Origin of the sequence: Nocardia spumae, from assembly GCF_020733635.1 — a bacterium.
Lineage (GTDB): Bacteria > Actinomycetota > Actinomycetes > Mycobacteriales > Mycobacteriaceae > Nocardia > Nocardia spumae.
This window is the reverse complement of the sequence record NZ_JAJFZL010000001.1, coordinates 452835-465968: the sequence shown is the minus strand read 5'-3', so window position 1 is coordinate 465968 and position 13134 is coordinate 452835. Positions and strand designations below refer to the sequence as shown.

Here is a 13134-nt window from a genome sequence, read left to right as displayed (position 1 = left end):
CTTCGAGGAGAGAGTATGCAGCTGGGAATGATCGGGCTCGGCCGAATGGGCGCCAACATCGTCCGGCGCATCGTCGGGGACGGGCACACCGCGGTCGGATACTCCCGGCACGCGGACCAGATCGCGGAATTCACCGAGGAACTCGGCGACAACTTCCAGGGCGCCACCGACTATCCGGCATTCGTCGCGCTGCTCGAGAAACCGCGGGTGGTGTGGGTGATGATTCCGGCCGGCGCCACCGGGGCGGTCATCGACGAGGTCGCCGAACTGCTCGAACCGGGCGACATCATCATCGACGGCGGTAACAGCCGCTACCACGAGGACATCCGGCGGGCAGGGGAATTGGCACCCAAGGGCCTGCACTACCTCGATATCGGCACCTCGGGCGGCGTATGGGGCCTGGAACGCGGCTACTGCCTGATGATCGGCGGCGAGGCCGAGACGGTCGCCCACATCGAACCGCTGCTGAAGTCGATCGCCCCGGGCGTGGACGCCGCCGAGCGCACCCCGGGCCGCACCGGTGAGCCCTCGCCCGCCGAACAGGGGTACCTGCATTGCGGCCCCGCCGGTGCCGGACATTTCGTGAAGATGGTCCACAACGGTATCGAGTACGGCGCGATGGCCGCCTATGCCGAGGGCCTGAACATCCTGCACAAGGCCGATGTCGGCACCGCGAGCGACGACGAGCATTCGGCCGAGGTGTCGCCGCTGGAGAATCCCGAGTACTACCGATACGACATCGACGTGCCCGAGGTCACCGAGGTGTGGCGGCGCGGCTCGGTAGTCGCGTCCTGGCTGCTGGACCTGACCGCCGCCGCCCTGCACGCCGATCCGGATCTCACCACCTTCGGTGGGCGGGTATCGGATTCGGGTGAGGGCCGCTGGACGATTCACGCCGCGATCGACGAGGGTGTCCCCGCCCCGGTGCTGTCGACCGCGCTGTACGAGCGGTTCTCCTCGCGCGGTGAGGCGCTCTACGCGGACAAGGTGCTCTCGGCGATGCGCAAGGCTTTCGGCGGGCACAACGAGCTGCCGGGCACGTAGGCGACGAGTTCTCCACACGACGGGGCCCCGCCGCGCATCGCGGCGGGGCCCCGTCGTTCGGCTGGTGCGCTCAGCTCAGACTCTGTACGGCCCGGCCGGCCATATCGAGTATCGCGAGCGGCCCGAAGGTGAGCAGATAGCCCACGCCCCACAGGAAAGCCATTGCGCCTCCTCCCGGTTCGTTCCTATCGGTCGAATCGACTGTCCAGCCAGTCGATGGTCTGCATACCGAACAGGTCGGTGCCCCAGCCGTACAGATCGGTGAGCATCTCGACCATCGAGCAGTCGGTCGGCTGATACGTGACATCGGTGCCCTGCGCCCGATAGCTGTCGGCGAGGCGCCGGGAATCGGCGGCCGGGACCAGCGACATCGGCGAATCGTCCTTACCGCACGAGGTGATCAGCACCTTCGATGTCGGCGCACCGGAGCGGCCGAGCTCGTTGTCGTCGAACACATGCTGGAACGCCGGTTCGTCGGCGGGGCCGAGGCCCGAGTTGAACATCGTGCGCAGCGGGACGAACGGCATGCTGAAATAGGCGTCCTGACACTGGCTCCGGAATACCTTCGCCACCGCCTGGCCGGCCGGATTCAACTTCGAATCCAATTGCATCTCCGGATATTTCGGCTCCAGGCCGAGCAGGGTGGCGAAGGCGAAGCCGGATCCCACCGACCCGTCGGCGACCCGCATGAAGTTGCGCGGGTCGACGACCATGCCTTCCAGCACCGTCGATTTCACGTTCAGCTCGGGGGCGTATGTGGGCTGGAGCTCGGCGGAGAATCCCGCACCCACACCACCGCCGGCGATTCCGAACAACGCGACCTGCGCCTGGGGATCCAATCCGGCGTCCCGGAAGTTCAATGCCGCACGGGTGCCGTCCAACTGGGTGTGGGCGGCGTACTTGCCGGCGAAGACACCGTGCGGGGCGCGGTCGGCGTCGTTGCCCACATCGGAGATCATCACCGCGTAGCCTTTGCCGAACATCAGCGCCAGCGGGCCCAGCGCCGACCAGGAGGCGCCGTCGAGCGGATCGCCGCCCGTCCACTGAGTACTCGGATGACAACTCCAGCCGACACTGTCGTTGGCTTCCTGATAGGAGATGACGTGTTTCCGGTCGGCCGGCACGCCGTCGCGCGGAATCATCAGGATGCCGGTGCTGATGGTGGGCGTCGTACCGTCACGTTCGGTGGTGACGTACATGAGTTTCCAGGCGTCGAGGTTCGCCGGTTTCACACCGGTGAACATCACATCGACCTTCTTGGCCTTCAACACCGTTCCCGGCTGCTCCGAACCGGTCAGCGGCGGTTCCCGATAGAAGGGGTCGTCGGCCCGCAGCGCCTCGAAGGCCTCCTGCGGGCTCGCCGGGGTGGCGCCCTGCAACGAACCGACCACGAAGCCGTTGAACACCTTGTCCAGTGTCGGCGTCTGCGGCGGAAGCGGTTCCGCCGCAGCGGTTCCCACCGCCGCCCAGGTCAGCGCCAGAGCCGTGGCGACGGCCGTCAGTGTGCGCTTCGCATTGTTGCTCATCAGCCCTCCTGTGACTCGCGGGACACCCGCACCCGGTCGGGCAGATGAACGAGCTTCGCATTGTTGCTCATCAGCCCTCCTGGCCCGCCGGTGTGATGGTCAGTTCCCGCGCGGCCGAACCCAGTAGCTGCGGGATGTTCAGCAGCGGACGATGTGATTCCAGCTGCACCTCGTAGGGAGTGCGCAGGGCGGCTTCCAGTGCGGGCCAGTTGTTCTCGACCTGCCACTTGTACTTGGGCAGCAGCTGGGAGGTGATGTAGTCCCAGCGGGGATCGAGCGCCGACCAGTTCCAGCTGGGCAGCGGCAGCGTCAGCATCATCGCGCGGCCGTCGGCGGCGGTGAAAGGCACTCGCACAGGCCGGAATTCGCGCGGCGGCAGCACTCCGGCCACCGACGGCGAACCCGCCGCACCGCTGAGGTAGGTGATCGCCTCACCGACCGAACCCTTGTAGTCGCGCACCTCGTCCCACTGCGCGCCGATCGCCCACTGCTGTTCGCGACGCAGCAGCACACCGTTGCCGGCGGCGATGCGGTCCTGCTCACCGGAGGCCACATCGCGCCAGGCGCCCATGATGTCGCTGCCGAACAGTCCCGCTCGCTCGAACTCCGACAGCGCCGTCAGGCCGCCGGTGACGTAGGCATCGTGCATCGGCATCAGGTCGGAGAAGATGTTCTTCTGCATCACCAGGATCATCCCCAGGATCCAGTGCAGATCCTCGGGCGTGATGCGCGGTGCGGCGTCGGCCAGCGCCCGCAGTCCCTCCGGAAGCATCGCGACGGCCTGCGGACCGGCGGCCTGCTCGACGGCACCGAGCACGGCATGTGCGGCATCGGCGATACCGGGCAGGTCGTAGAGGGTGCCCATCAGTTCGGCGTCGATCAGGCCGCCGCCGAAGTCCGCACCGACCTGGCCGCCCATCCCGGCCCACTGCAGTTCGCGGTGATCCAGCTGCAGGTTCTCGTAGTACCGGTACGACTTGACGAGATTCTCGCGATTGGCCTGAACCCCGGTCCGCGGATCCCAGGTACGCAGGTCGATACCGGCCTTCTCGGTGGCGTCGACCAGCCAGTACTGATACAGCAGCGCGGCATATCGGCTGGGTGCGACGCCCTCGGACCGCGCCTCGTCGAGCAGCCGGCCCAGTTCGGCGTGGTCGTAGGGCAGTGCGGGGTTCACCCCGCCGGGCGACTGTGCCGCGTTGCGGTTGACCAGTGGCAGGTCCAGGTACCGGTCGAGCTCCGGGGCGGCGACCGCCGGGGTGGCGGTCAGCACCCCCAGGCCGACGACCGTCGCGAGCATCAATCCCGCGCCGCGCGCAATTGCGCTGATACGCATGCTTTTTCAGCCTTCCGCTATCGGTTCGACGATGGATCGGCAGATATCCTCCGCGATCGGTAGCGAATCAATAGCTGTAAACAATGACTGCACGAATAGCCGCGCAATGGCTACCGACCTTCAGGTTACCGAGAGGTTATCAATAGGTGTTACAGCAGGTATTCAGCGCCACTCCGGCCCATGTGCCGATTTCCGTTTCTCATACCGAACGGAAGTAGCTGGTTATTGACCTTTCGCCGGTCCGGATTCGACGAACGCGAAGCGTGCGAACCGGACATTTCCGATGATTGATATCACAATTCGGTAACGTTGGTATCGCGCCGGTGCGAACGCGAGGGCACCTCGGCGCCCGTCGCGGCGTCACACCCTCCGCGGCGGGGCACGGCCGACGGTCGGGACGCCGGTGCGCAATCCGGGAGCGGGGTGCGGATGACGGCCGCGGGTAGGTTCCGCGCCCGCGAACGACTACGGTCGGTCCATGCGCAACGTTGCCGGGATCGTTCTCGCAGTCGCCGCAGTCACCCTCGCGGGGTGCTCCGGCGGAGGCAGCTCCACCTCCACGACCGGTCCGAGCGCGGCACCCGGCACCACGAACCCCACCCGCGACACCGCCGCGACGGCCACCACCGGTAACAACCAGCAGGACTGCGCCGCAGGCTATCTCGCGCAGTTCAGCACCCGGCAGAAGTTGGCGCAGCTGCTCACCGTGGGCGTGAAGAGCACCGCGGACGCCGAACAGGTCGTGCGCGCCGAACAGGTCGGCGGTATCTTCGTCGGCAGTTGGACCGATCAGTCCCTGCTGGCCGATCAACAGCTCGACCAGGTCAAGGCGGCCGCGCACACACCGCTGATGGTGACGATCGACGAGGAGGGCGGCCGGGTCTCGCGACTGAAGAATCGGATCGGGCCCGCCCCTTCGGCCCGGGCGGCCGCGCAGACGATGTCGGCCGACGAGTACTACCAGCAGAGCCTCGAGCGCGGCCGGGCGATGAAGGACCTCGGCATCACCGTCGACTTCGCGCCCGATGTCGATGTCAGCGACGAACCCGACGACGCCGTCATCGGCGATCGGTCCTACTCCGAGGATCCGCAGGTCGTCACCGAATACGCTGACGCCTACATCCGGGCCATGCACGATGCCGGCCTCGGCGCGGTCATGAAGCACTTCCCGGGACACGGCCACGGTTCGGGCGATTCGCACACCGGTGCGGTCCGCACCCCGCCGCTGGATCAGATGCAGCAGGTGGATCTGGTGCCGTTCCGCAATCTGATCGGTTCGGGCGCGGCGGTGATGGTCGGCCACCTCGATGTGCCCGGCCTGACCGACCCCAACGTTCCGGCCAGCATCAGCCCGCAGGCGATGACGCTGCTGCGGCAGGGGACCGGTTACGGCGCGGCCCCCTACAACGGCCCCATCTTCACCGACGACCTGAGCGGTATGGCGGCCATCACCGCCCGGATGGGGATCGAGGACGCGGTCGCGGCAGCACTCGAGGCAGGCGCCGACGACGCCCTGTGGATCAGCACCGATGCGGTGAGTTCCGTGCTGGACCGGCTCGAGCAGGAGGTGCGCGACGGCAAACTGACCACCAAGCAGATCGACGATTCCGTCCTGCGGGTGGCCAAGTTCAAGGGTATTCAGCTCCCCTGCTGAGCCGGGCCGCAGCGAATCGGCCGCAATTCGCCGTCCCCCGGAACTTACCTTGGAGTAAGATAGGGATTTCGATATCGGCGAGGAGAGTACATGGCAGGCGGAACGAAGCGGCTTCCCAGGGCGGTTCGTGAGCAGCAGATGCTGGACGCCGCCGTCGAGGTCTTCTCCCGTAAGGGATATCACGATACGTCGATGGACGCCATCGCGGCCGAGGCGAAGATCTCGAAACCGATGCTGTACCTGTACTACGGCTCCAAGGACGAACTGTTCCGGGCCTGCATCCAGCGCGAGAGCGGACGCTTCATCGAGGCGGTCGCGGTGGCCGGCAATCCCAAGTTGACCCCGCACGAACAGATGCGCGCCGGACTCGAGGCATTCCTGTCCTACGTCGACAACAACCGGCTGTCGTGGTCGGTGCTGTATCGGCAGGCGCTGGGACAGCAACCGTTCGCCTCGGAGATCGCCACCAGCCGGGAGCGGATCATCGAACTGACCGCGAAACTGCTCGAGTCCAGTGCCAAATACGCCGAACCCGGAACGGATTTCGATATCGTCGCGGCCGCGGTCATCGGCGCGGGCGAGGCCATCGCGGACCGTATCGCCAGTGGCGGGGTCGACGTCTCCGATGCGGTCGATCTGCTGGACAACCTGGCCTGGCGCGGCCTGGCCGGTAAGAAGAAGACCGAATAACCCGAATCCGATAGTGCCCGATTTGCACGGCATGGCGGCACCTGCCAGAGTGCGAATCGCATAGACGCAGCGGACAGCCGATGCGACCGGGGTTTCTTTGGGGCGGAATTGTTCGGACTTCTCACGCCGTGTGCGCACAGCGCGGCGAAATACGGCCTGAATGCCGCGGATTGGCGCACCCACATGTGCGGGTTGTGCCTGGGCCTGCGCGACGATCACGGCCAATTGGCCCGCACCGCGACGAATACCGATGCCATCGTGCTGAACGCGCTCACCGAGGCGCAGAGCGACACCGCCGCGGCACGCGCGGAGGCGGGGCCGTGCGCGCTGCGGGGAATGCGGCGCGCGACGGTCGCCGCGACCGATTCCCCCGGGGTGCGGCTGGCGACCACCGCGTCACTGTTGCTGGGAGCGGCCAAGATTCACGACCGGGTCGACGACGGCGACGCCGGGCCGCTGACCCGGCGGCCGATACGGCGGACCTCGCAACGCTGGTTCGCCTCGGCCCGGGCCGGTGCCGCACGGATCGACCTCGATATCGAACCGCTCATCGCCGCGATCGGGCGGCAAGCGGAAATCGAACGGGCGGTGGCACTTCGGGGTCCGGGCAGCACCGGCACCGCCGCGTTGGCGGAGCTGACCCAGCCGACCCAGCTGTGCGCGGGCGAATTGTTCGCGCACAGCGCGGTGCTGGCGGGCCGCCCCCAGAACGCCTCCGCGCTGCGCGAGGCCGGATGGCATTTCGGCCGGATCGCTCATCTCGCCGACGCCATCGAGGATCTCGACGACGACCGCCGCCGGGGCCGGTTCAATCCGCTGGCGGCCACCGGTGTGAGTACCGAGCAGGCCTACGGATTGTTGCGCGAATCGCAGCAGGTGATTCGCCGATCCCTGCGGCGGGCCGGATTGGCCGATGTTCCCACGATTCGCTGGCTCCTGCTCGATCCGCTGCACGCGGTGGTGCGCGCCCTCGGCCGCGCCGCGGGTGCGCTGTGCGCCGATACCGCGCACCGCCGCGGTTGCGGAAAGGGCAACGGCCGGGCACTGTCCGGCACCTCCGACGGCGCGGCCACTGCCCGGCTGCTCGGCTTCCCCAGCGCCCCGGGCCGGATCCGGCTGTCCGGCGGGCAGGCCTCGGTGCCGCGGTCGCAGTACCCGTATCGGCCCGAGCCGTACCGGAGTAATCCGTATCCGGCTCCGGCGCCCTACGCGCCCGGACCGCCCGCTGACCCGAATCCCCATGGACCGCGACCGGATCCGTACGCGACCCCGTACCCCGAGCCCGGACCACCGCCCGCCGATATTCCGCCCCCGTTCAGCGATCGCCCCTCGACCGATCCGCATCCGCCCACACCCGGCCCACCCCACGGAGAGCCGCCCGAACCACCGGGATTCTGGGGTGGGCTCGGAATCATCTGCGGTGTCTACTGCACGGGATACGCCTGCTGTGCCGGCCACCGGCGTCCATGCAGCGGTGAACACCGCGAGGCGTGGATCCAGCGGTGCGATTGTGATTGCGGCGACTGCTGTGATTGCGGTGATTGCTGCAGCTGCGGTGACTGCTGCGCCGGTTGCGACTGTTGCGGCTGCGACTGCAGTTGCTGAACGGCCGCACACCTTTTCCGTTCCGCCGCGTGTCGAATCCCCATGCGATTCGACACGCGGCGGCCTTCGGCTATTCGACGATGGGATGTGCGGCAGGCGGGCCGGGCGGAGGCGCGGTCAGCGCGGACGCCGTACCCGATGGCGTCGGACCCTTGGGAGTCCGGGGCGGCGGATTCAGCATCAGCGGAGGAAGTGCCGGTGCGGAGCGCGTATCACCTCCGGATTGCCCGGGCGGGCACTGTGCCGAGCCGGCGCGCGCGCCGCTGCAGGTGGCGGCAGGCGGTGCCGGGGCGGCTCGGACAACGGATACCGAACAGGCGGAGATCGCCATCGTGATCGCGATCGTGTGGAAATACCTGGCGCGCATCGCGATCACAGCCAGATCGGGTCGCCGTATACGGCGACGGAATTGTCGGCCTCGGCGGTCGAGGTGGACACGATCGCGTACGAGCGCAGGCTCACCGGCCCCGCGCAGGAATCGACTTTGATCTGCACCTGGTCAGCGGTGATCGAGGCATGCGCACCGCTGAGCGCCTTCGTCCCGAACGGCACCGTGGTGATGGCGCCCGGCTTGGGCGAGAAGGAGACGCTGGGGATCGCCAGCGCGCTCGCACCGACGTTCACGCCGCCCACCGAGATGCCGATGTTCGGCCCTATCGCCCCGGACAGCCCGACGGTCAGACCATTGGACACATCGACCTGGCAGCCGATCTGGTAACCCAGGGTCAGGGTGCCGGAGTCGACCGGCACCCTGCCGTCGCCGGTGATGTCGGCGACAGCCTTCAGACCGACGAACCCCTCCCGGGTGAACGGTGAGGCGGCCAGGTTGGGAACACGATCCACCTTCTCCTCGACCTTGCTGATTCGCACCTGCCACCCGTCGTCGGTGATGACCTCGCGCGATGTGTCCGCTACCGGATCCGCCGACGCGGCCCCGGAGGTGCCGATCACGAGTGCCGCTGCGACCAGGCTCAGCAGCGCGACGATAGAGCGTCTCATTTCGAACATGTCCCTTTGTTAGCTGTGTTTCTCGTACGACGCCGACGGCTCGTCAGCTGTGACATCGACAGTTCGTGAATCTTGACACCGCTACCCGTCGAGGAGCGGCGAATCGTCCATTCAGGTGGATGCTGCGATTCGTCATGCGGCAACTGTCAGCGACCGGCCTGACACCGCACTGACAACGCCCTGACACGATGTTTCACCTGGTCACACGGGAGCGGGCGGCTGCCGATACGCCAAGAGCCGCACACCTTTTCGGTGCGGCCGCCTATCGAATCCCCCATGCGATTCGATATGTGGCCGCCGAAAAGATGTGCGGCTCTCGTTATCCGGCCGGTGGCCGAAGTCGCTGCCCGCTCGGGCGTCAGTGCAGGGTGGCGGTCAGATGAGGGTAGCCCTTCTTCGGGTTCTTCAACGACAGATCCCAGCCTTCCGCGGTCCGGTCCGCGTAGACGTTGACCGTGGACGGCAGCAGGATCGGCTTACCGAATTTCACCGCGTAGGAGGCCTGCGCCGGCACCCGGCCCTCGATGACGCCGAGGATGGCCGCGGCCGACCACATCCCGTGCGCGATCGCGCGCGGGAACCCGAAGGCCTTGGCGCTCAACGCCGACATGTGGATCGGATTGCGGTCACCGGACGCGGCGGCGTAGCGATGGATCATCGCCTGGTCCACTTTCAGCGTGCGCAGCGGCGGCGGGGGTACCTCGTCCGGCTTCGGCGCGGATTTGGGCCCACCCGACAGTGAGGTGCGCTGCTGGTGCAGGAAGGTGGTGACCTGCCGCCACACCAGCTCCCGGCCGACCCGGATCTCGCTGATCGCGTCGACCAGCAGGCCCTTGGGGTGTTCGCGCAGATTCTCCACGTGAGCGCGAATGTCCAGCGGTTCGCTGACCGAGATCTCGCGGGTGCGCTCGATCAGGTTCTCCGCGTGGACGGCGCCGACCGCGACGAACGGAAAGTCTCGGGCCACGACCAGTTGCATCACCACGGGGAAGGTGAGCACGAACGGGTAGGTCAGCGGCAGCGAATCACCGAAGCGCAGCCCGGTCGCATGGCAGTAGGCGGCCAGGTGATCGGGATCGACACGGACGTCGTTCCATTCCACCGCGCGATCCGGGATCTCGGATTTGCGCGCCGAAACCAGCGGCAGCGGAACGGCTCCCAGCGCGGCCTTCAGGTAGAGACTGCCGGTTTTGGGAGGTTCGTTCAGCGAGATGGTCTGGGTGCGGTTGGCCACGTCAGGCTCCGATCATGGCCTGGCCGCAGACGCGAACGACATTGCCGCTCACCGCGTTCGAGGCCGGGCTGGCGAAGTAGGCGATGGTCTCCGCGACATCGACGGTCTGGCCGCCCTGCAGCAGCGAGCTCAACAGGCGGCCCGCCTCGCGGGTACCGACCGGGATGGCCGCGGTCATGGCCGTCTCGATGAAGCCGGGAGCGACGGCGTTGATGGTGATGCCCTTCTCCGCCAGCTTCGGCGCTTCGGCGTTCACCATGCCGATGACACCGGCCTTGGACGCGCCGTAGTTGGTCTGGCCGCGGTTGCCGGCGATACCGGCGATCGAGGACACGTCGATGACCCGGCCGCCCTCCTTCAGCGCACCCTTGGCCACCAGGCCCTCGGTGATGCGGTGCGGCGCGGCGAGATTCACGTTGAGCACGGAGTCCCAGCGACCCGCGTCCATGTTGGCGAGCAGCTTGTCACGAGTGATACCGGCGTTGTGGACGATGATGTCGATGCCGCCGAAGCGCTCGGTGGCGAATTCGGCGATCTTGTCCGCGGCGTCGGCGGCGGTCACGTCGACCGCGAGGGCTGTGCCGCCGACCTTGTTGGCGGTCTGCGACAGCGCCTCACCGGCGGCCGGGATGTCGGCGACGATCACGGTCGCGCCGTCGCGGGCGAAGACCTCGGCGATCGTGGCGCCGATACCGCGCGCGGCGCCGGTGACCACGGCGACCTTGCCGTCGAGCGGCTTGGTCCAGTCGATTCCGGCGGCGGCGTTGTCGTCCTTACCGACCCGGAAGACCTGGCCGTCGACGAATGCCGATTTGGCCGAGAGGATGAAGCGCAGCGTGGACTCGAGGCCGGTCGCCGTCGCCGCCGCCTCGGGGTGCAGGTAGACCAGGTTGCAGGTGGCGCCGCGCAGCAGCTCCTTGCCGACACTGCGGGTGAAACCCTCGAGCGCGCGCTGGGCGATCTGCCCGTCGACGCTGCCGGCCAGTTCCGGCGTGGTGCCCACGACCAGGACGCGGCCGGAGGCGGCGATCGAGCGCATGGCCGGCTGGAAGAACTCGAACAGCTGCGACAGCTCCTCGACCGTGCCGATGCCGGTGGCGTCGAAGACCAGGGCGCCGAGCTTCACCCCCTGAGTGGGGGCGTCGACGAAGGTGTAGTCCGACAGCTGGGTGCGCGCGGCGTCGGCGACGCGGCCCTTACCGCCGAGCAGCACCGGGCCGGGCAGTGCCGGCTCGCCCGGGGTGTAACGGCGCAGCTTCTCCGGCTGCGGCAGGCCCAATTTGCCGGCCAGGAAGGCGCCGGGGGCGGAATTGACGAACGAACCGTAAAGGTTGGGAGCGCCCTTGCTCTTGCTGGCTGCCACTGTTCCTACCTTCTCCTTGTGTCGTGTGGATCGTGTCGTGTGGATCGCTGCCGATTTTCCCCACAACCCCGCGCGTTGTAGCGCACATCTTCGGGGTACGGTGTCGACATTTAACTTACTCCAGAGTAAGTTTAATGTAAACCGACGGAACCAGCAGTGCAGTCGGACGGGGGCACCGATATCGACCCGCCCTTGCGCCCGGCATTCCCGGCCGTAGACCAACAAAACACCCGACGAGACAGTGGAGACTCGAGTGACTACCAAAGCCCGTTCGGCGAAGACCACACCATCGAGCACCCGCGCGGCGAACGCCAAGCAGGCCCGGCCCGTCGCCGTTCTCGGCGGTAACCGGATTCCGTTCGCTCGCTCCGACGGCCGCTACGCCCACGCCTCCAATCAGGACATGTTCACCGCCGCACTGAACGGCCTGATCAGTCGCTTCGGGCTGCAGGGCGAGCGGCTGGGCATGGTCGTCGGCGGCGCGGTACTCAAGCGAGTCGGCGAACACGGCATGATCCGCGAGAGCGTGCTGGGCAGCGAGCTGTCGCCCTATACCCCCGCGCACGACCTCCAGCTGGCCTGCGGCACCGGCCTGCAGTCGATCGTCACCGTCGGTGACGGCATCGCGCTGGGCCGCATCGAGGCCGGTATCGGCGGCGGCACCGACACCACGTCCGACGCCCCGATCGGGGTGAGCGAATCCATGCGCGAGTGGATGCTCGACGCCAACCGCGCGCGCAACAACAAGGACTACGTCAAGCTCGCCGGCCGGTTGCGCCCGAGCATGGTGGGCATCGAGATCCCGCGCAACGCCGAACCCCGCACCGGTCTGTCGATGGGTGACCACGCCGCGATCACCGCCAAGGAATTCGGCATCGCCCGCGAGGCGCAGGACGAGCTGGCCTACCTGTCGCACAAGAACATGGCCGCCGCCTACGACCGCGGCTTCTTCGACGATCTGGTCACCCCGTTCCTCGGCCTGACCCGCGACGACAACCTGCGCCCGAACTCCACCCTGGAGAAGCTGGCCACGCTGAAGCCGGTGTTCGGCAACAAGCTCGGTGACGCCACCATGACCGCGGGCAACTCGACGCCGCTCACCGACGGCGCGTCCGCGGTTCTGCTGGGTAGCGAGGAGTGGGCGGCCGAGCGCAAGCTGAAGCCACTGGCCTACCTCGTCGACAGCGAAGTGGCCGCGGTCGACTACGTATGGGGCCCCGACGGCCTGCTGATGGCGCCGACCTACGCGGTGCCGCGACTGCTCGCCCGCAACGGCCTGACCCTGCAGGATTTCGACTACTACGAGATCCACGAGGCCTTCGCCTCGGTCGTGCTGGCCACCCTGCAGGCATGGGAGTCCGACCAGTACTGCAAGGAGCGCCTCGGTCTCGACGGGGCCCTCGGCTCGATCGACCGCAGCAAACTCAACGTCAACGGCTCCTCGCTGGCGGCCGGGCACCCGTTCGCCGCGACCGGCGGGCGCATCATCGCCCAGACCGCGAAGCAGTTGGCGGAGAAGGGTTCCGGGCGCGCGCTGATCTCCATCTGCGCGGCCGGTGGTCAGGGCGTGGTCGCGATCCTGGAGCGCTGATCCCCGAGCACGCCCGCGTGCACGATGAAACGACGCCGGCCCGTATCCGACGGGCCGGCGTCGTCGTCTTCCGGACATCGTCC

At 67.6% G+C, this 13134-nt stretch carries 10 protein-coding genes; 5 read left to right on the top strand and 5 right to left on the bottom strand.

The features are described from left to right. Nucleotides 1–15: 15 nt before the first annotated feature. Complete coding sequence (gene gnd / locus LKD76_RS02075) at nt 16–1044, top strand: phosphogluconate dehydrogenase (NAD(+)-dependent, decarboxylating) (RefSeq protein WP_227979224.1); 1029 nt, start codon at nt 16–18, stop codon at nt 1042–1044. A gap of 185 nt (nt 1045–1229) precedes the next feature. Here the strand turns inward: gnd and LKD76_RS02070 are convergent, their stop codons facing one another. Beyond that, the gene (locus LKD76_RS02070; RefSeq protein ID WP_227979223.1) at nt 1230–2570 is read right to left on the bottom strand and encodes a lipase family protein; all 1341 of its coding nucleotides are present in this window, start codon (nt 2568–2570) and stop codon (nt 1230–1232) included. Nucleotides 2571–2640: 70 nt separating this feature from the next. Further along, nucleotides 2641–3906, bottom strand: coding sequence for a hypothetical protein (locus LKD76_RS02065; protein WP_227979222.1), 1266 nt, complete (start codon nt 3904–3906; stop codon nt 2641–2643). A 478-nt stretch (nt 3907–4384) separates the two neighbouring features. Between LKD76_RS02065 and LKD76_RS02060 the strand changes: the two genes are divergently transcribed. The 3 genes from LKD76_RS02060 to LKD76_RS02050 all read left to right on the top strand — a co-directional run bounded on the left by LKD76_RS02060 (nt 4385) and on the right by LKD76_RS02050 (nt 7855). Further along, nucleotides 4385–5560, top strand: a complete 1176-nt coding sequence (locus tag LKD76_RS02060; protein WP_227979221.1) for a glycoside hydrolase family 3 N-terminal domain-containing protein — start codon at nt 4385–4387, stop codon at nt 5558–5560. A gap of 90 nt (nt 5561–5650) precedes the next feature. Continuing rightward, nucleotides 5651–6250, top strand: coding sequence for a TetR/AcrR family transcriptional regulator (locus tag LKD76_RS02055; protein WP_227979220.1), 600 nt, complete (start codon nt 5651–5653; stop codon nt 6248–6250). Nucleotides 6251–6358: 108 nt separating this feature from the next. Then, nucleotides 6359–7855: a DUF5685 family protein gene (locus LKD76_RS02050; RefSeq protein WP_227979219.1), complete on the top strand. Its 1497-nt coding sequence runs from the start codon at nt 6359–6361 to the stop codon at nt 7853–7855. A gap of 372 nt (nt 7856–8227) precedes the next feature. Here the strand turns inward: LKD76_RS02050 and LKD76_RS02045 are convergent, their stop codons facing one another. The 3 genes from LKD76_RS02045 to LKD76_RS02035 all read right to left on the bottom strand — a co-directional run bounded on the left by LKD76_RS02045 (nt 8228) and on the right by LKD76_RS02035 (nt 11460). Continuing rightward, nucleotides 8228–8854, bottom strand: a complete 627-nt coding sequence (locus LKD76_RS02045; RefSeq protein WP_227979218.1) for an MspA family porin — start codon at nt 8852–8854, stop codon at nt 8228–8230. 367 nt (nt 8855–9221) lie between these two features. Next, nucleotides 9222–10097 (bottom strand): MaoC family dehydratase, encoded by an 876-nt coding sequence (locus LKD76_RS02040; RefSeq protein ID WP_227979217.1) that lies wholly within the window; start codon nt 10095–10097, stop codon nt 9222–9224. A gap of 1 nt (nt 10098) precedes the next feature. Then, nucleotides 10099–11460 (bottom strand): 3-oxoacyl-ACP reductase, encoded by a 1362-nt coding sequence (locus LKD76_RS02035; RefSeq protein WP_227979216.1) that lies wholly within the window; start codon nt 11458–11460, stop codon nt 10099–10101. A gap of 253 nt (nt 11461–11713) precedes the next feature. On the opposite strand from LKD76_RS02035, the gene LKD76_RS02030 reads away from it, so the two are divergent. Next, complete coding sequence (locus LKD76_RS02030) at nt 11714–13051, top strand: acetyl-CoA C-acetyltransferase (RefSeq protein WP_227979215.1); 1338 nt, start codon at nt 11714–11716, stop codon at nt 13049–13051. Nucleotides 13052–13134: the final 83 nt, after the last annotated feature.

What these genes read in the sequence shown, in the direction of transcription:
- gnd (WP_227979224.1), top strand. Translation starts at nt 16, where the DNA reads ATGCAGCTGGGAATGATCGGGCTCGGCCGAATGGGCGCCAACATCGTC.
- LKD76_RS02070 (WP_227979223.1), bottom strand. Translation starts at nt 2,570, where the DNA reads ATGAGCAACAATGCGAAGCGCACACTGACGGCCGTCGCCACGGCTCTG.
- LKD76_RS02065 (WP_227979222.1), bottom strand. Translation starts at nt 3,906, where the DNA reads ATGCGTATCAGCGCAATTGCGCGCGGCGCGGGATTGATGCTCGCGACG.
- LKD76_RS02060 (WP_227979221.1), top strand. Translation starts at nt 4,385, where the DNA reads ATGCGCAACGTTGCCGGGATCGTTCTCGCAGTCGCCGCAGTCACCCTC.
- LKD76_RS02055 (WP_227979220.1), top strand. Translation starts at nt 5,651, where the DNA reads ATGGCAGGCGGAACGAAGCGGCTTCCCAGGGCGGTTCGTGAGCAGCAG.
- LKD76_RS02045 (WP_227979218.1), bottom strand. Translation starts at nt 8,854, where the DNA reads ATGAGACGCTCTATCGTCGCGCTGCTGAGCCTGGTCGCAGCGGCACTC.